At 37.5% G+C, this 16239-nt stretch carries 15 protein-coding genes; 8 read left to right on the top strand and 7 right to left on the bottom strand.

Annotated features, from left to right (window positions below):
* Positions 1-101 precede the first annotated feature (101 nt).
* From RMB06_RS03370 to htpG, 4 genes are all read left to right on the top strand, one after another.
* Positions 102-1526 (top strand): Na+/H+ antiporter family protein, encoded by a 1425-nt coding sequence (locus RMB06_RS03370; RefSeq protein WP_002114813.1) that lies wholly within the window; start codon positions 102-104, stop codon positions 1524-1526.
* A 329-nt stretch (positions 1527-1855) separates the two neighbouring features.
* Complete coding sequence (locus RMB06_RS03365) at positions 1856-2446, top strand: OmpW family protein (protein WP_005065804.1); 591 nt, start codon at positions 1856-1858, stop codon at positions 2444-2446.
* A gap of 187 nt (positions 2447-2633) precedes the next feature.
* The gene (locus tag RMB06_RS03360) at positions 2634-2987 is read left to right on the top strand and encodes a lysozyme inhibitor LprI family protein (protein WP_001060531.1); all 354 of its coding nucleotides are present in this window, start codon (positions 2634-2636) and stop codon (positions 2985-2987) included.
* 101 nt (positions 2988-3088) lie between these two features.
* Positions 3089-5008: a molecular chaperone HtpG gene (htpG, locus tag RMB06_RS03355; RefSeq protein WP_032005078.1), complete on the top strand. Its 1920-nt coding sequence runs from the start codon at positions 3089-3091 to the stop codon at positions 5006-5008.
* A gap of 84 nt (positions 5009-5092) precedes the next feature.
* Here the strand turns inward: htpG and RMB06_RS03350 are convergent, their stop codons facing one another.
* The 3 genes from RMB06_RS03350 to RMB06_RS03340 all read right to left on the bottom strand — a co-directional run bounded on the left by RMB06_RS03350 (position 5093) and on the right by RMB06_RS03340 (position 8316).
* Complete coding sequence (locus RMB06_RS03350) at positions 5093-5989, bottom strand: selenocysteine synthase (protein ID WP_311078330.1); 897 nt, start codon at positions 5987-5989, stop codon at positions 5093-5095.
* Positions 5990-6113: 124 nt separating this feature from the next.
* Positions 6114-7256 (bottom strand): hypothetical protein, encoded by a 1143-nt coding sequence (locus tag RMB06_RS03345; RefSeq protein ID WP_032038100.1) that lies wholly within the window; start codon positions 7254-7256, stop codon positions 6114-6116.
* A 358-nt stretch (positions 7257-7614) separates the two neighbouring features.
* Positions 7615-8316: a DsbA family oxidoreductase gene (locus tag RMB06_RS03340; protein ID WP_005079385.1), complete on the bottom strand. Its 702-nt coding sequence runs from the start codon at positions 8314-8316 to the stop codon at positions 7615-7617.
* A gap of 177 nt (positions 8317-8493) precedes the next feature.
* Here RMB06_RS03340 and RMB06_RS03335 point away from each other — a divergent pair, with 177 nt between their 5' ends.
* A complete protein-coding gene (locus RMB06_RS03335) occupies positions 8494-9252 on the top strand; it encodes a hypothetical protein (RefSeq protein ID WP_086354652.1) in 759 nt (252 codons plus the stop codon).
* Positions 9253-9273: 21 nt separating this feature from the next.
* Here the strand turns inward: RMB06_RS03335 and RMB06_RS03330 are convergent, their stop codons facing one another.
* Positions 9274-9639, bottom strand: a complete 366-nt coding sequence (locus RMB06_RS03330; protein ID WP_044424736.1) for a MerR family transcriptional regulator — start codon at positions 9637-9639, stop codon at positions 9274-9276.
* A 71-nt stretch (positions 9640-9710) separates the two neighbouring features.
* Between RMB06_RS03330 and RMB06_RS03325 the strand changes: the two genes are divergently transcribed.
* Entirely contained in the window at positions 9711-10358 is a 648-nt protein-coding gene (locus RMB06_RS03325; RefSeq protein WP_311078324.1) for an alpha/beta hydrolase, read from the top strand.
* 250 nt (positions 10359-10608) lie between these two features.
* The gene (locus RMB06_RS03320) at positions 10609-11100 is read left to right on the top strand and encodes a hypothetical protein (protein WP_311078322.1); all 492 of its coding nucleotides are present in this window, start codon (positions 10609-10611) and stop codon (positions 11098-11100) included.
* 47 nt (positions 11101-11147) lie between these two features.
* On the opposite strand, the gene fadA is transcribed toward RMB06_RS03320, so the two are convergent.
* The 3 genes from fadA to RMB06_RS03305 form a co-directional block, all read right to left on the bottom strand.
* Entirely contained in the window at positions 11148-12320 is a 1173-nt protein-coding gene (gene fadA / locus RMB06_RS03315) for an acetyl-CoA C-acyltransferase FadA (RefSeq protein ID WP_005065826.1), read from the bottom strand.
* 12 nt (positions 12321-12332) lie between these two features.
* On the bottom strand, positions 12333-14486 hold the full coding sequence (fadB, locus tag RMB06_RS03310) for a fatty acid oxidation complex subunit alpha FadB (protein ID WP_017398716.1): 2154 nt from the start codon (positions 14484-14486) through the stop codon (positions 12333-12335).
* Positions 14487-14636: 150 nt separating this feature from the next.
* Positions 14637-14753, bottom strand: a complete 117-nt coding sequence (locus tag RMB06_RS03305; protein WP_078210141.1) for a hypothetical protein — start codon at positions 14751-14753, stop codon at positions 14637-14639.
* Positions 14754-15059: 306 nt separating this feature from the next.
* Here RMB06_RS03305 and lpxO point away from each other — a divergent pair, with 306 nt between their 5' ends.
* Complete coding sequence (gene lpxO, locus RMB06_RS03300) at positions 15060-15974, top strand: lipid A hydroxylase LpxO (RefSeq protein ID WP_101664196.1); 915 nt, start codon at positions 15060-15062, stop codon at positions 15972-15974.
* Positions 15975-16239 lie beyond the last annotated feature (265 nt).

Below are 16239 nucleotides of genomic sequence, written 5' to 3'. Positions count from 1 at the left end.
CAGTGAAATAACTGCATAAAACTGTTAATTCGGCGATATTTTCGGCTTCATAGATATGAATCTGCTAGAATATCGCCTTTTGTTTTGCTCTGAACTTATTCATGAATGCTGTCGTTATTGCGATTGCAGTGATGTTCTTATTATCACTGGCGCGCGTTTCTGTCGTACTGACTTTAGTGGTTTCTGCCATTGTGGGAGGCCTCGTAGCAGGTTTAAGCCTTTCTCAAACCGTTGAAGCTTTTAACGCTGGTCTTGGTGATGGTGCTGAAGTTGCACTTGCCTATGCAGTGTTAGGGGCATTTGCTCTGGCTCTATCAAAATCTGGTTTACCTGATTTACTTGCTCATAAGCTGATTGGTCTATTGGGAATGGAAGCTGGGAAAAGCCGTCAGACTAAAGTGAAGTATCTCCTCTTAGGTATTTTATTAATTTCTGCTATTTTCTCTCAAAACCTTATTCCAGTTCATATTGCCTTTATTCCTGTACTAGTTCCGCCACTACTACGGGTAATGAACCATTTAAAATTAGACCGCCGCGCCGCAGCCTGTGTACTTACGCTAGGTTTGGTTGGTACTTATATTTTTCTTCCGGTTGGATTTGGTGCAATTTTCCTTGAACAGATTCTGATGGGAAATATCAACAAAATTGGGGCAGCGTATGGCTTGCATGTTGATCGGGCAATGATGCCAATTGGCATGGCCATTCCTGTTTTAGGTATGGTGTTAGGCACCTTGGTTGCTGTATTTATTAGCTACCGTAAACCAAGAATTTATGCTGATCGTGCGATTACACCTGTGACCACGATTGATTTAGATAAACCTATTCGTGCAACTACTCAAGTTGAAACAGCCGACTTAAAAGCAGATGCTGAAGAGTTAAAGCATGAAGCAGAGCAAGCACCAGTTATTGCAAAGAAAACGATCTTGATGGCACTACTCGCGATTGGCTTGACACTTGCTGCGCAGCTGTATTCAGGTTCGATGATTTTGGGTGGTTTAGTCGGTTTTGCTGTTCTATCTACTGCCGGAATTTTTAAATGGCAAGATGCAGATGATGTTTTTGTACAAGGCATGCGAATGATGGCTTTAGTGGGCTTTATCATGATTTCTGCTGCCGGTTTCGCCTCAGTAATGACTCATACTGGTGATATTAATCAGTTAGTAAATGGTGTAGTCGAGATTATTGGAGATAACCGCGCACTTGCAGCATTCTTAATGCTTTGTATTGGCTTATTTGTGACAATTGGTATTGGTTCATCTTTCTCAAGTGTTCCTGTATTAGCTGTTATTTATGTGCCTTTATGTGTGCAGTTTGGTTTCTCACCATTAGCAACGATTGCACTTATTGGTACAGCAGCAGCATTAGGTGATGCTGGATCGCCAGCCTCTGACTCAACCTTAGGGCCAACAGCTGGTTTAGGTGTGGATGGGCAACACGATCATATTTGGGATACAGTCGTACCTACCTTTATTCACTTTAATATTCCGCTATTAATTTTTGGCTGGATCGCTGCAATGGTTTTATAAAGTTTTTATAAAATATTAAAGTGTAAACCTTCTTAATCATGATCTTTAGATTTAAATTAAGAAGGTTTTTTATTATCTAAATAAAACATGTATTTAAAATAAATTATATTAAAATGCTCGGAATTTAAAAGTATATTAAAATAGTTGGTAATATAAAATAATCTTGATTAATAAGGTTGGAATAAAAACCTATTAAAATAGTTGGATAATATATAATTTTATTTAAAACAGTAGTTTAAAAATAAACTATAAAATAATTTTATAATGAGTATTGCATGGTTTTAAAATAAATGTTTATTATAAATATAAATAAGGTTGGAGATATTAAAGTGTTCAAAAAAGCTTTGGTTATTGCATTAATGGGGATGTCTTCTTTTACTTTTGCTGGTAACTGGCAAGTGAAATTTGGTGGTAGTGTTATTGCTCCATCTGAAGATACAACAACACCTTTAGGCGTGGTAAAAGCAGATCATGAATATGCATTTACACCATCAGTAGAATACTTTTTTGGTCAGTCTCCATTTTCGGCAGAATTATTATTAGCAACACCTATTAATCATGATGTATTGCTAGATGGTAAAAATGCAGCACGTATAAAACAATTACCACCAACAATTACTGCAAAATATCATTTTAAAAACTCTACACGTTTCACACCGTATATTGGTATTGGTGCTACAGCATTTATTCCTTGGGATGAAGAAGGTGCAGCGGTAAAGGTTAAAGAAGATTTTGGTTTGGCAGGTCAAGTTGGTTTTAATTTCCAACCTGCTGATGCTAAAAACTGGGGTGTATTTGTAGATGTACGTTATGCTGATATTAGTCCGGAAGTAACAATTGATCCATCAATTGCTAACTACAAGTTTGATTTAGATATTAATCCTTTTGTTTATACTTTGGGTTATAGCTATAAATTTTAAGCATAATAATAAATAGAAAAATATAATAATAAACCTAGACTCAGGCACCTCACATATATTTTATGTGAGGTTTTTTTATGGATTTTATTTGCACTAAAAAAAGCATAAAACAGACAGTTTTACACATATTTTCTGCAAGTTTTTTTCTAAACTAATTTCTATTCATTACAAGCATGGGAATAAAAACATGAATAACAAATTAGCGATTTGTTTAGCACTTTTGAGCGGTATTGCTTTTACTCAAAATTTACAAGCTGCAAGTTTTTCTTGCGATGCTGCAAAAACGAAAACGGAAAAAAGTATTTGTAAGAACCGTTCTTTAAATGATGCAGATGTAAAAATGGCAACGACATATCAAATCGTTCTGCATGCTTTACCTATGGGTGGGCGAGATAACCAGAAAGATACCCAGCAGCAATGGCTGAAAAAAAGAAATGCTTGTGCTGCCAATGTCAGTTGTATTAGCAAAGCTTACCAACAACGTCAAAAGCAGTTAGATACGATATTGCAAGATAGGGTGTTAAGCCACGGCCCATTTTAATTAGAGTAAAAATTTTTAATATTCAGGATTGAAAAATTCTAGAAGTACTCCATTCATAAAGCATTCGAGAACAAACAGCTTCAAAATTTAAGGAGTGATTTATGAGTGAACAAGCATCACAAAATTATAGTTTCCAAGCAGAAGTTGCCCAGCTTTTACATTTAGTGACGCATTCTCTCTATTCTAACCCTGAGATTTTCTTACGTGAGCTTATCTCTAATGCATCAGATGCATGTGATAAGTTACGTTTTGAAGGAATTAATCATCCTGAATATTATGAAAATGATCCAGACTTACATGTACGAATCAGCTTAAATAAAGAAGATAAAACCTTAACGATTTCTGATAACGGTATTGGTTTAAGCCAACAAGAAGCAATTGATAACTTAGGTACAATTGCTAAGTCAGGCACTAAAGATTTCATGTCAAAATTGACTGGCGATCAAAAAGCAGATGCTCAGTTGATTGGTCAATTTGGTGTTGGTTTTTATTCAGGTTTTATTGTTGCAGACAAGATTACGGTTGAATCACGCCGTGCGGGTCTAGAGGCATCTGAAGGGGTGCGCTGGATTAGTGGTGGCACAGGCGAGTTTGAAGTTCAGCAAATTGATAAAACTTCACGTGGTACCGACATTATTCTTCACTTACGTGATGATGCGCTTGATTATTTAGAATCTTATAAAGTTAAGCAAATTGTTAATAAATACTCTGACCACATTAGCTTGCCAATTGAAATGCAAAAAGAAGTTTGGCAAGAAGAAGAGGTTGCTGAAGGTGAAGAGCCTAAAGGCGGCCAAATGGTCAAAACTGACGAGTGGGAAGCGATTAACTCGGCAAGTGCTTTATGGACACGTAATAAAAGCGAAGTGACTGAAGAACAATATATTGAGTTCTATAAAAACTTAACTCATGACTTTGAAGCACCATTGGCTTGGGCACATAACCGTGTTGAAGGTAGTACGGAATATACCCAATTACTCTATATTCCAAGTAAAGCACCACATGACATTTTTACTCGTGAAGCAAAAGCGGGAATTAAGCTATATGTAAAACGCGTCTTTATTATGGACGATGCAGATAACTTAATTCCAAACTATTTGCGCTTTGTCCAAGGTGTAGTGGATAGTGCTGATTTACCGCTTAATGTTAGCCGTGAGTTGTTGCAAGAAAGCCGTGATGTCAAAACGATTCGTGAAGGTAATGCACGCCGTGTATTAACTGTACTTGATGGTTTGGCTAAATCGGAAGATGAAAAAGACCAAGAAAAATTCAAAACCTTCTACAGTGAGTTTGGTTCAGTACTTAAAGAAGGCTTGGGCGAAGACTTTGGTAACCGTGAACGTATTTTAAAATTATTACGTTATGCGACTTCAACAAATGATGAAGTAACGACTTCTTTTGCTGACTATAAGGCACGTATGAAAGAGGGCCAAAAAGCCATCTATTATGTGACTGCTGACAGTCTAGCAGCAGCGAAAAACTCGCCGCAGCTTGAGTTGTTTAAGAAAAAAGGCATTGAAGTGTTATTAATGGCAGAGCGTGTTGACGAATGGGCAATGAATTTTGTTCAAGAGTTTGACGGTACGCCATTAAAGAATGTGTCGAAAGGGGCTGTTGATTTAGGCGATTTGCAAGATGCTGAAGAGAAGAAAGCACTTGAGCAAGCAGCTGAACAGTTTAAGCCTGTTGTTGAGAAACTAAGTGACTCATTAAAGGCTAAAACTAAAGAAGTACGTGTAACTACACGTCTAGTTGATTCTCCAGCGTGTTTAGTGACAAGTGAAGGTGAGTTGTCTCCTCAACTTATTCGCATGCTAAAACAAGCTGGACAAGCAGTGCCAGAAATCAAACCGATTTTAGAAATTAACCCTGAGCATCCTTTAGTGAAAAAACTTGAAGGTTCAGAACAGTTTGATGATTTGGCAAACGTGATTTTCGATCAGGCTGTGATTGCTGAAGGAGGTTTACCTGAAGACCCAGCAGCTTATGTGAAACGTATTAATAGTTTATTACTCAAGTAATTTAGCTTTAAAAAAGCCCCTGAACTATCAGGGGCTTTTTTTTGTGGATAAAGAAAGAGTTATCCACAACTTGATGATTTTTGATTAAAAATTAGCTTCTAGATTTATTTGAACGCTGAGTTGGTGTTTCGGATCATCATCAATATGGTTAAAAAAATTAAGATCATTTTGCATAAAAATCCAATCTCTCCATATCGGTTGACGCCATGAAATATAAGGACCCCAGCTATTTAGTCGAATATCATTTTTGGTATATACGCCACCGCTATAAATACCGTAAGTCAGACTATTATCTTTTACAAACTCAAATTGTTGAAAAGTCCAATTGCCCCAGTTGTAATCTTCATTTTCGCTCTTGTTTACATTAAATTTATTAGAAAATAATGTGTTATCTTGCATTTTTTGCGTTAGGTTTAGCGTGGTTTCAGTGTAATTTCGGCTAGTAGATCCGTAGCGAAATATCTGCTCTGTATCAAAGCTAATGTTATGTCTCAAATTCCATTTCTTTTTAGCCAGAAACTGGACATACACATCACTCTCAGAGTTAGAGCCTAAATCAAGGTCATTTTCAAAAGGCATCCAAGTTGAAATGGTGGCCCAGCTTGCACTCAGTGGATTAGTAGCCGAAATCTGTGCCGATGAGGTCTTCTTCTTTTTCTTACCAAATGCTTTATAAGGATGTTCAGGCTGAGTCGCACGTTTCCATAAAGTATCATTTCCGAACACAGCCATAAGTTCTTGAATTAAAGCTGCATCAGATAAAGTATTGTTTGTCTCTACTTCACAAGGAGAGAGTGAAAGCGATTGTCCTTTTACTTGAGCGAAACTCGTAGAAGAGTAGGGATAACGCCGTGACCTTTTATATTTTAGAGAGTGATAAAAAAATTGAGAATGGGGAAGTAAAGCTAATAGACCTAAACTATAAATACAAATGAAGACTGCCGATTTATTTTGAAATGGAGAAGAAGAAAATTGATTCATTTTTAAAGATAAGGAATCAAAAATAAAATTAGAACAGTACTTTAGTAGGCTAATCTTAAAATTTTATTTAAAAATATTTTGTTATTTATCACCTTGGATGAGGTCCAAGGTGACGTTGGCTAGCTTAGAAAAGTGCTTCTAAACGCAAGAAGGTGCTGACAAAATGATTACGGTCTTCGCGGTGGTCATTAAAGTAATTTACATCGCCTTGTACAAAGAACCATTCACGTAAAACGGGCTGGCGCCATGAAACAAACGGTCCCCAACTGTTTAAACGTAAGTCATTGTCGTTGTAATAACCACTTGTATAAATCCCATAATTAAAACGGTTATTTGCAAAGAAACTGTGTTCGCGGAATGTTCGGTTTTCCCAAGCTAGATCATCATCCTGATCATCGGCATAGGTAAGGCTGAACTGATTGGATAAAATCGGTTGATTCGGTCTAGCATGGGTAAGTTCAAGATTAGTACGTAAATAGTTTTCGCTATCTATGCCGTAACGATAAATTTGTTCAGCATAAAACTTAAAATCATTACGAAGTTGCCAATCTCTCGATGCTTTTAAACGAACATAAATATCGTCTCCAGAACGAATACCTAAGTCTGCATCGGTTTCAAAAGGCAGTTTTTTCGAGAAATTTGACCAACGCAAAGCAATTGAGCTGTTGTCATCTCGAGTTTGCTTACCATCTAACTTCTTATTAGAGTCTTGATTTGGGTTTTGGTTAATATTGGCTGGGCTGTTATTAAATTCATTATCTAAAGAGTCATCACCAAATACCACGCTTAAACGTTTTTCTAGCGTAGGGAGCTTAATCTTACCGCGAATTCTGGGCTTAATTTCAAAGTTGTCGTATTCATTCCAATAGTTGTCAACCATAACCCGAATGGTTGCAGTAGCTGGTTTTTGTGGATCAACTTCACCAAACCAATTATCAATTTTTTCAGAAGTACGATCGGCCCAATTACGAATTTTCTTTTGCTTACGATCAACCCAGGTTTGATCTTCGGTTTGTTCGGTAGGCGGAACAATAGGCTCATTAGACTGCTCTGGAAAAATGGTTGGGGTTGCGTCTACCCAACGCGGAATTTGATCTAAGAGATTTTCGTCCGTGGTGACTTCAGTTTGTACTCCAGATGATGTACTTCCTACTTGTTGGTTTGCAGAAGAAGAGGCGGTCTCTGCATGAGCGATGCATACTGAACCAAATCCAATCGTTAAAAGTGCAAAAAGCTGCCGGTACGGCATTACATGAAATGTTTTCATATCTATCTTTATGTTTTGTTGTTGTTTCCACTTTTGTTGATTTTTCTAATAAAATCAAGAGGGGGACACAAAAGTTAAGTAAATTTAACTTTTTTTACATATTTGAAATAAATGAAAAAGTTTAAGCTATTAGCGATTATTTTTAGCCAAAAAAATCCCCCAGTGAAGGGGGATGATAGATCAAGGAAACTTCAAATTCCGATCATTAAACACATAAAAAACAGAACATTACAGCGCGAATATTCTAAGCGGCAATAATAAACTGATTTTTAGCAATTAGATAGTTCTTTTTTTAGAACGCTCTATTGCTAAAATGATGATAAAACATGCGATTTGATCACGTTTTAATTGTGTTCATTTATTTCTTTGGAACATCACAAGTTTCATCGGTACAAACAGCCGCATCATCTTGCTCGACTTCTTCAGTATTTGCTTTGATTTGTGCTTTTTCCAAAACTTGTAAAAAGACTTCACGAGGTTGAGCGCCAGCAAGCGCAATTCTTTGGTCGAATACAAAAAATGGCACGCCAGTTACATTAAGCTGCTCACGTGCAATTTTTTCATCATGGCGGACAAAGTCAGATAGTTCGTTGGTATCTAGTACGTATTCAACTTCAGCATTGTCTAAACCAATACGAGATGCAATTTCTTCTACAACTTCACGTTCGCCAATTGCGAGACCTTCGGTCATATAAGCATGGAAAAAAGCTTCTTTAGCTTCATTACCTAAACCTTTGCTTTGCGCAAGGTGAATAATACGGTGTGCATTGAAACTATTGCCTGAGTTCGCCTTTTGCCATTGGAAATCAATACCTTCAGAAGCAGCCATGGCCGCAATGTTGCGCTCCATTTCTTCCATCTCTTCATAGGTACGGCCATATTTTTTAGCCAGACGCTCAGTATTTGAAGTGTCATGTTTTGCTGGCGCATCAGGATCTAATTCAAAACTATGCCAGTGAATTTCAAGATCAATACCTGCTTCAGCAGCTACATGTTCAAGGCGTTTTTTGCCGATATAACAGAAAGGGCAAACTACATCAGACCAGACATCAACACGCATGGGAGAATCTCATAAATTTTAATTACCCATCATAATAGGGATGATGGATAAGGATTTAAAGCTTTGAGTAGCGAATACAGTGTTGCGTATTGTGAAATAAATGGCATATAAAGAAGAATAAGCTCTATTTTATAACTATAAAGAGCAAAACTATAAGAAGGGAAATAGGAGGTGTGTATGCGCCGAGTTTTGATTGCGATTGCAAGTCTGATTGTTATCACAAGCATTGTTTTTTTCACCTATCAGCACATCAAACAGCAGCAAGCCAAAGACAGTAGTCAAATGTTTGATGTCGTCATGACTGAAAAAATGAATCAGCTTTACGAACAAGCACAAGACTGGTCTAAACCCGTCCAGCTTGATATTCACGATAAGCGTTTGGCAGGACACTATAAGCAAATTTCAGAATTCCTTTTAAGTTATTGGATTCAAAATATTAATGCACGTAATGCATACTTAAGAGAACTCAAAGCAGCCAAATGGGATACTTTCTTAAATGTGGACCGTTTAGATATTGATAAAAAACAGAAGTATGCAGAAACCGAAAAGATGCTAGCCGATGTCCGTAAAGCATCAGATCAGTATCAGAGTGAATATGAAAAGATTCATAAGACTTTCTTAGCAAAGGTTCAAGAACTATCGGTTGATGCAGAGATGAGGCAACTTCTTGAAATGAAATTGGGAACTCAGCAAAAAGCAGATCAAGACCATGCAATTTTTATGATTGAGCTACAAATTTTAGATAAAGCAGAAGAAATGTTTAAACTTTTAAAAAATTATGAATGGCAGAAGAAAGATCAGATGATTCTTTTTCATGAAAATGCTCAGGTCAAAAAGTTTAATGGGCTTTATCAAGATGTTCTAAAGCTAAATGCAAAAATTGAAAAAATTAAGAAAAGGAATGTAGCTTCACTCGAAGGAGATTTAAAAGAATAAGCAGAGTATGAGCATCAAATATTATGATTTGGTGCTCTCGGCTTTTCCTTTGGTTAAAAAAGATTGTAATAAACTTTGAGAAGTTTGCAGTTTGTTTAACTGCTCAGAGACATGCATGAGCTCGGTTTGCAGTTTTTCTCGAACCACTGAACACAGTGTAAATACACGTTCATCTAAATCAAAACAAGGTAGCAAGACCTGAATATCTTTTAAGTGCATCCCTGCATCATTTAATATTTTAATTTTCTTAATATTTTCAATATCTTTTTGCGTATAACTTCGATAATTATTACTCGCTCGAAGAGGCCGTATAAGCCCTAAGCTCTCGTAATAACGCAGCATACGAGGGCTTACTTTTGTGAGCTCGGCAACTTTAGCTAAGTTCATAAAATGGGGTTGACCTTAACAGTGATGTCATAGTTTAGCATGTTTTTATCTTTCAAAATGGTACTTGTTCAATGATCAGAAAACTCATTTTATTGGTGTTATTCGGATTAATGTCATTTGTTGCAAATGCCAAAACACTTGAACTTCAGGAGAAGAACATGCGTCAAATATTTGTGCTTCACGGTTACTCTGCTTCTATAGATGATCATTGGTTTCTAGATTTAAAACATCAAATAGAAGATGATCATACAACGGTTACTTTAATTCCATTTCCAGATTCTGAGAATCCGGACGTAGATGCATGGCAGAAAGTTTTAGATCAACAGATCCCTAAGGTGGATGAGAATACCTATTTTGTTGCGCACAGTTTAGGGGTGATTACGTTACTGCACTTTTTGCAAAGACATGATTATCAAAATATTGGAGGGATGATTTTAGTATCCGGATTTTCTGGTCTAATTTCAGATTCTTCTGTTCTTAATAGTTATATAACGAAGAGTAAGGTCGATACAAATTACTTTAAGGGCATAAAGAAAAAGCTGGTGTATTTGTCCGATAATGATGATTTAGTTCCCCCAAAACTGACTATTGAATTGGCGAAAGAAATTGATGCACCGTACATTACTGTTCCTAATGGTGGGCATTTTTTGGGTAGAGAAGGTTATACGAAATTTCCGCAAGTCGTGAATTCTTTAAAAGAGATGTTAGAGAGCAAATAAAACCAATAAGTTAAATTGCACTCTATAATCTGAACACTTTTCTTTTGTCCAAGTTATAGAGTGTTTTATATAAATTTCATTCTTGAATAAATAAAGTCTTTTACTATTACATTAAAAATTTTAATTATATTTACCGTTTATCTGAGCATTACTGAATCAAATTCGACTTTGTTGTAGCCTATTTATAGATACTTTTAATTTAATCATCATCTTTTAGTTGAAATAAGGTGAGTGATTTTTGGAGCAAGTTATGAACTTTCTAAAACAATCAGCCTTCATTGCTGCATTTGCTTTTATGGGTTTACCGACTGTTCAAGCAGAGGAAGTAGCGACTTTACCAACAATTCGCGTTATGGCTGAATCTGAGCTACGTGAAGAGGTAGGATTTGTACCCTTCCAAGAAGATAAAAAAGTGCGTCAGGCTCTTCAACATCATGAGTATAAAACGCATTATGATATACAAAATGCTTTAGTCCCTGAAGGCATGACGACAGTAGATTATCAGCCAGTTATGGCACAGCCCGATTTGTCCCAGCTTTCTCCATTCTTACAACAATACATTTTAGCGGTAGCGGGTGGAATACAGTCTTCTGATCCAACGAACGGCATTTTTGTAATGTTAAAAGATTTGAATATTAATCGAAGTAATGTCGATGCTTATCGTGAGGGTACGATGAAAGTTAACCTTAGCGACCTCATAAAATTACAACAGCAAATTCAAGATGGTTTAAAAGGACGTTAAAATAAAAATCCCCGCATTGAGCGGGGATTTTTTTATCTTGGTGTTAATTAAACACGTTCGATCACTGTTGCAATACCTTGACCAAGGCCGATACACATGGTCGCAAGACCGATTTGAGTATCTTGTTGTTCCATTACGTTTAACAACGTAGTGGTGATACGCGCACCAGAACAACCTAGTGGGTGACCCAAAGCAATCGCGCCACCATTTAAGTTAATGATGTCTTGCTTGTCATAAATACCTAAGCCTTTCATTACTGATAAGCCTTGAGCAGCAAATGCTTCGTTTAACTCGATAGTTTGAATATCAGCCATCGTTAAACCAGCACGTTTAAGCGCTTTTTGAGTTGCTGGAACTGGACCGTAACCCATGATTGCTGCGTCACAGCCTGCAACTGCCATAGAGCGAATTACAGCGCGTGGTTTTAAACCTAACGCTTGGGCACGTTCAGCAGACATAAGTAACATTGCAGAAGCACCATCAGACAAAGCTGAAGATGTAGCCGCAGTTACAGTACCGCCTTTCGGGTCAAATACAGGACGTAATGCTTTGAACGCTTCAAGGTTTGCATCTGGACGAATTACTTCGTCGATGTCGCAAAGGATTTTAAAGCCATTAGCATCGTGGCCTTCAACACCAACGATTTCATTTTTGAAACGACCTTCTTGAGTTGCAGCCCAAGCACGGCGGTGAGATTCAACACCAAAAGCGTCTTGCTCTTCACGGCTAATGCCATTCATGCGACCTAACATTTCAGCAGTTAAGCCCATCATGTTAGATGCTTTTGCATAGTGTTTAGATGCTTCTGGGTTTAGGTCGATGCCATGCATCATACCTACGTGGCCCATGTGCTCTACACCACCAATAATGAAAATATCACCTTGGTTTGTTGCAATCTGTGCAGCAGCAGTATGAAGCGCTTGCATAGAAGAACCACAAAGACGGTTTACTGTTTGACCAGCAACAGTTTTTGGCAAGTCAGCCAATAAGCCGATGTTACGGCCAATGTTCATACCTTGTTCTAGAGTCTGGTTTACACAGCCCCAGATCAGGTCTTCAACTTCGTTTACATCAAACTGGTTACGGGCAACGAGTGCACGAACCAATTCAGCAGATAAGCTGTCAGCACGTACATTACGGAACATACCGTTTTTGGTTTTACCCATTGCAGAACGTACGCCATCAACGATGACAACGTCACGTGGATTTAAAGTAGCCATTCACGTTGCTCCTTAACCGTAGAATTTTTTGTTGTTAGCAGCCATGTCGCGCAACATTTGTGGCGCTTCATAAGCCTTACCTAAGTGTGCATATTTGTCGCAAAGTGCAACGTATTCAGCAACACCAGTCTGGTCGATATAACGACATGGACCACCACGGAATGGAGGGAAACCTACACCCATAATCATTGCCATGTCTGCTTCAGCAGCAGTTGCAACGATGTTGTCTTCTAAGCAACGAACTGTTTCGTTACAGAAAGCAAGCATCATGCGGTCAATGATTTCTTGGTTATCAAACTCGCGTTTCTCACCCGTTACGAAAGGAGCAATGATTTCATACGCTGTTGGATCAACAGTTTTTGCTTTTTTGCCTTTCTTATCGAGTTCGTATTTGTAGAAACCAACGTCATTCTTTTGACCAAGGCGTTTAGCTTCGTACATTGCTTGGATTGAACCTTTAAAGTCTGGCTTCATACGGTCTGGGAAACCTTCAGCCATGACTTCTGCCCCATGTACACCTGTGTCGATACCAACAACATCGATGAGGTAAGCAGGACCCATTGGCCAGCCAAACTTAGACATTACATTGTCAACTTGTTGGAAGTCTGCGCCATCTTTTACAAGAAGGTCGAACGCACCAAAGTAAGGGAACAATACACGGTTAACCAAGAATCCTGGGCAGTCGTTTACAACGATCGGTGTTTTACCCATTTTTTGAGCAAGAACAACAGTAGTTGCAATCGCTTCTTCAGAAGTCTTTTCACCACGAATAACTTCTACAAGCGGCATCATGTGAACTGGGTTGAAGAAGTGCATACCAACGAAGTTTTCAGGACGTTGTAATGCTTTTGCTAAACGCGTGATTGAAATCGTAGAAGTATTAGAAGCAATAATCGTATTTTCACGAACATTCTTCTCAGTATCCGCAAGTACCATTTCTTTTACTTTTGGATTTTCTGTAACTGCTTCGATCACGATGTCAACTTCTTTAAACTCATCGTAGCTTAAAGTAGGACGGATACGTGCAAGCGTTTCACCCATTTGCGCAGGTTTCATTTTCTTACGTTCAACTTGTTTGGTTAACAAGCTGTTCGCTTCTTTCATACCTAAAGCAAGTTGTGGATTACCAATATCTTTCATGATAATTGGTGTACCTTTGCTTGCCGCTTGGTAAGCAATACCACCACCCATGATACCAGCACCAAGTACAGCTGCTTGGTTTACAGGGTGTGCACCTTTTTCATATTTTTTAGCAGTTTTCTTAACAACTTGGTCATTGAGGAATAAACCAATCAATGCACCAGCTTGTGGCGTAATCGCAGCTTTTGCAAAACCTTCCGCTTCAGCTTTTAATGCTTCGTCACGCGCAAGGCTTGCACCTGCTTGTAATGAATCAAGTAATAATTTTGGAGCAGGGTATTGAGCAGGATTTGCTTTAGCAAGTACTGCACCTTTTGCAGTATTGAACGCCATCATTTGTTCAAGTGGGTTCAATTTTACAGCTTCAAGCTTTTCTTGACGTTTTGCTTTCCAGTTTAAACGACCAGAAATTGCTTGCTTAACTAAGTCAGTTGCAGCTTCAAGTAATTTATCAGCAGCTACAACCGCATCTACCGCACCATCTTTTAGGGCAGCAGCCGGTTTTTTAGGAGCAGCCATCGCCATCCATTCAACCGCGTTGTCGATACCGATCAGACGGCTTAAACGTACGCTACCGCCGAAACCTGGGTAAATACCAAGTTTAATTTCCGGTAAGCCCACTTGTGCAGCTTCTGACATCACACGATAGTCACAAACTAAACACATTTCAAAACCGCCACCTAACGCCATACCGTTAATAGCAACAACTTTTGGAATTTCTAAATCTTCAAAGCTATTGAAGATTTCGTGAACAGGCATAAGCCAGTCAACAATTGCTTTTTCGCCTTGTGCGAAGTTTTCACCAAATTCGGTAATGTCTGCCCCAACAATAAATGTCGATTTGCCCGAGGTAACAACTAAGCCTTTAATATCATTATTTGCTTTTACCGCAGCAATAGCAGCTTGGAAATCTTCAATTGTTGCACGGTTAAATTTATTGACCGACTCACCTTGTAAGTCAAAGCGGAATTCTGCAATTCCGTCCGAAAGCATTTGGACGGTAATGGCATTGCCAGCGTGGATCATGCCTGATCTCCTTAGTTTTGGAGGACTTCTAAGTTGATGTTATGAAGCGTGTGCACATCTTAGGTACACATTTATGCTTCGCTAATCTTACGATAACTATATCTAAAAAAAACCTGACAAGTTGTATCAAGCCGTGACGCAAGGGTCATCTTATTTATTATTCAATTCATCTATATGAAATGCATAAAAGAAATCATAAAGATAGCTAATAACGAAAGACATTTGTTTTAATTTAACTTTTTCTTGATAAAGCATTGGAATTATCAAATTTTTATATAAAAACGAATAAGTTTTAAAAGTTAATTTTTTGTCAAAAATGTCAATTGTTAGTGGGATCATCTGTAAATAACAGTAATAATAGTAATAAATTTTAACTTCCTTAAATTTATGGAAAAATACACTATATTTAAAATTTTTATTACAACAGCGCTGTCTATTATTTGACTTAATTTTTTTACATTCGCTTTTTCTAAGTCAATTTTGTTAAAATTTGCGCCAATTAAATAAACTTCCGGTTTCTCTCTCCTTAAATATAAGGTGAAGTTGCCCCTAATCTTTTGAAAGAGTAGCAATATGATTAAGTGGATCATATTAGCGATTTTTGTGATATCAGCATTGTATATCCAACATCGCGGCAAAGTGCGTCACTCGTTTTATCGTCAATTTTTTGACCATTCAACCTTGCTCGCACCGATTAACTTTTTAATGTACATCTTTTCAAAGGTGCCGAATCAGCCTTATATCGACACACAGCATTTTAAAGATTTAAAAGTGCTGGATGAAAATTGGGAAATGATTCGTGATGAAGCGAAGGCATTATATAACCAAGGCGGAATTAAAGCTTCAAGTACCTATAATGACTTAGGTTTTAACTCATTCTTTAAAACAGGTTGGAAGCGTTTTTACCTTAAATGGTATGAATCGAGTCATCCATCTGCTGCTGAGCTTTGCCCAAAAACTACAGCACTTCTTAAAACATTGCCGACAATTAAAGCAGCAATGTTTACCGAACTTGCACCTGACAGCCGTTTGGTAAGACACCGTGATCCGTATGCAGGTTCATTGCGTTATCACTTAGGTCTAATTACACCAAATGATGATCGTTGTTTTATTGACGTCGATGGCGAAAGATATTCTTGGCGTGATGGTCAAAGTGTTGTGTTTGATGAAACTTATATTCACTATGCTGAAAATAAGACTGATCAAAACCGTATTATTTTCTTTGCAGACGTTGAACGTCCAATGAAAGTAAAATGGATGGAGCGTTTCAACCATTGGTTTGGTCGTAATGTGATGACTGCGGCAAGTTCACCGAATGAAACAGGCGACCAAACAGGTGGCCTAAATAAAGCTTTTGGTTATGTCTATCAAATTCGTATTAAAGCTAAGGCTTTAAAAGCTAAGAACCGTAAGTTGTATTACTTCTTAAAATGGTTCTTGATGCTTGGGATTTTCTTCCTGATTTTTGTTCGACCATATGTATTTTAATTAAAGCGCCCGAAAGGGCGTTTTTTATTTTGAGCTAAAATAGCCTGTTATAAGGAATAGATTCTTAATAAAATGATTAGTCAATAAGTTTACCATTTTTGAAAACTTGAATAAGACTTCCTTACCAACCATAGATGACAACACGATTTATCTCTGATTCAATCATTAAATATCCTTTTTCTATATCGCCTTCAAAAATAATCTCTACTTCAGAATTTGATTCAATATTATATTCTTCTGCCCAAAATTCTAGTATTAATTTGAT

Origin of the sequence: Acinetobacter sp. V104_13 (assembly GCF_031798995.1) — a bacterium.
In the GTDB taxonomy this organism is placed as follows: Bacteria; Pseudomonadota; Gammaproteobacteria; order Pseudomonadales; family Moraxellaceae; genus Acinetobacter; species Acinetobacter pittii.
Note: the sequence above shows the minus strand (reverse complement) of the source record. Positions and strands in the feature narration are given on the sequence as shown.

Coding starts and splice junctions, on each gene's coding strand:
- fadB (WP_017398716.1), bottom strand. CDS start 14,486: ATGATCCACGCTGGCAATGCCATTACCGTCCAAATGCTTTCGGACGGA.
- htpG (WP_032005078.1), top strand. CDS start 3,089: ATGAGTGAACAAGCATCACAAAATTATAGTTTCCAAGCAGAAGTTGCC.
- RMB06_RS03370 (WP_002114813.1), top strand. CDS start 102: ATGAATGCTGTCGTTATTGCGATTGCAGTGATGTTCTTATTATCACTG.
- RMB06_RS03340 (WP_005079385.1), bottom strand. CDS start 8,316: ATGCGTGTTGATGTCTGGTCTGATGTAGTTTGCCCTTTCTGTTATATC.
- RMB06_RS03325 (WP_311078324.1), top strand. CDS start 9,711: ATGATCAGAAAACTCATTTTATTGGTGTTATTCGGATTAATGTCATTT.
- RMB06_RS03360 (WP_001060531.1), top strand. CDS start 2,634: ATGAATAACAAATTAGCGATTTGTTTAGCACTTTTGAGCGGTATTGCT.
- fadA (WP_005065826.1), bottom strand. CDS start 12,320: ATGGCTACTTTAAATCCACGTGACGTTGTCATCGTTGATGGCGTACGT.
- RMB06_RS03330 (WP_044424736.1), bottom strand. CDS start 9,639: ATGAACTTAGCTAAAGTTGCCGAGCTCACAAAAGTAAGCCCTCGTATG.
- RMB06_RS03320 (WP_311078322.1), top strand. CDS start 10,609: ATGAACTTTCTAAAACAATCAGCCTTCATTGCTGCATTTGCTTTTATG.
- RMB06_RS03345 (WP_032038100.1), bottom strand. CDS start 7,256: ATGAAAACATTTCATGTAATGCCGTACCGGCAGCTTTTTGCACTTTTA.
- RMB06_RS03335 (WP_086354652.1), top strand. CDS start 8,494: ATGCGCCGAGTTTTGATTGCGATTGCAAGTCTGATTGTTATCACAAGC.
- lpxO (WP_101664196.1), top strand. CDS start 15,060: ATGATTAAGTGGATCATATTAGCGATTTTTGTGATATCAGCATTGTAT.
- RMB06_RS03350 (WP_311078330.1), bottom strand. CDS start 5,989: ATGAATCAATTTTCTTCTTCTCCATTTCAAAATAAATCGGCAGTCTTC.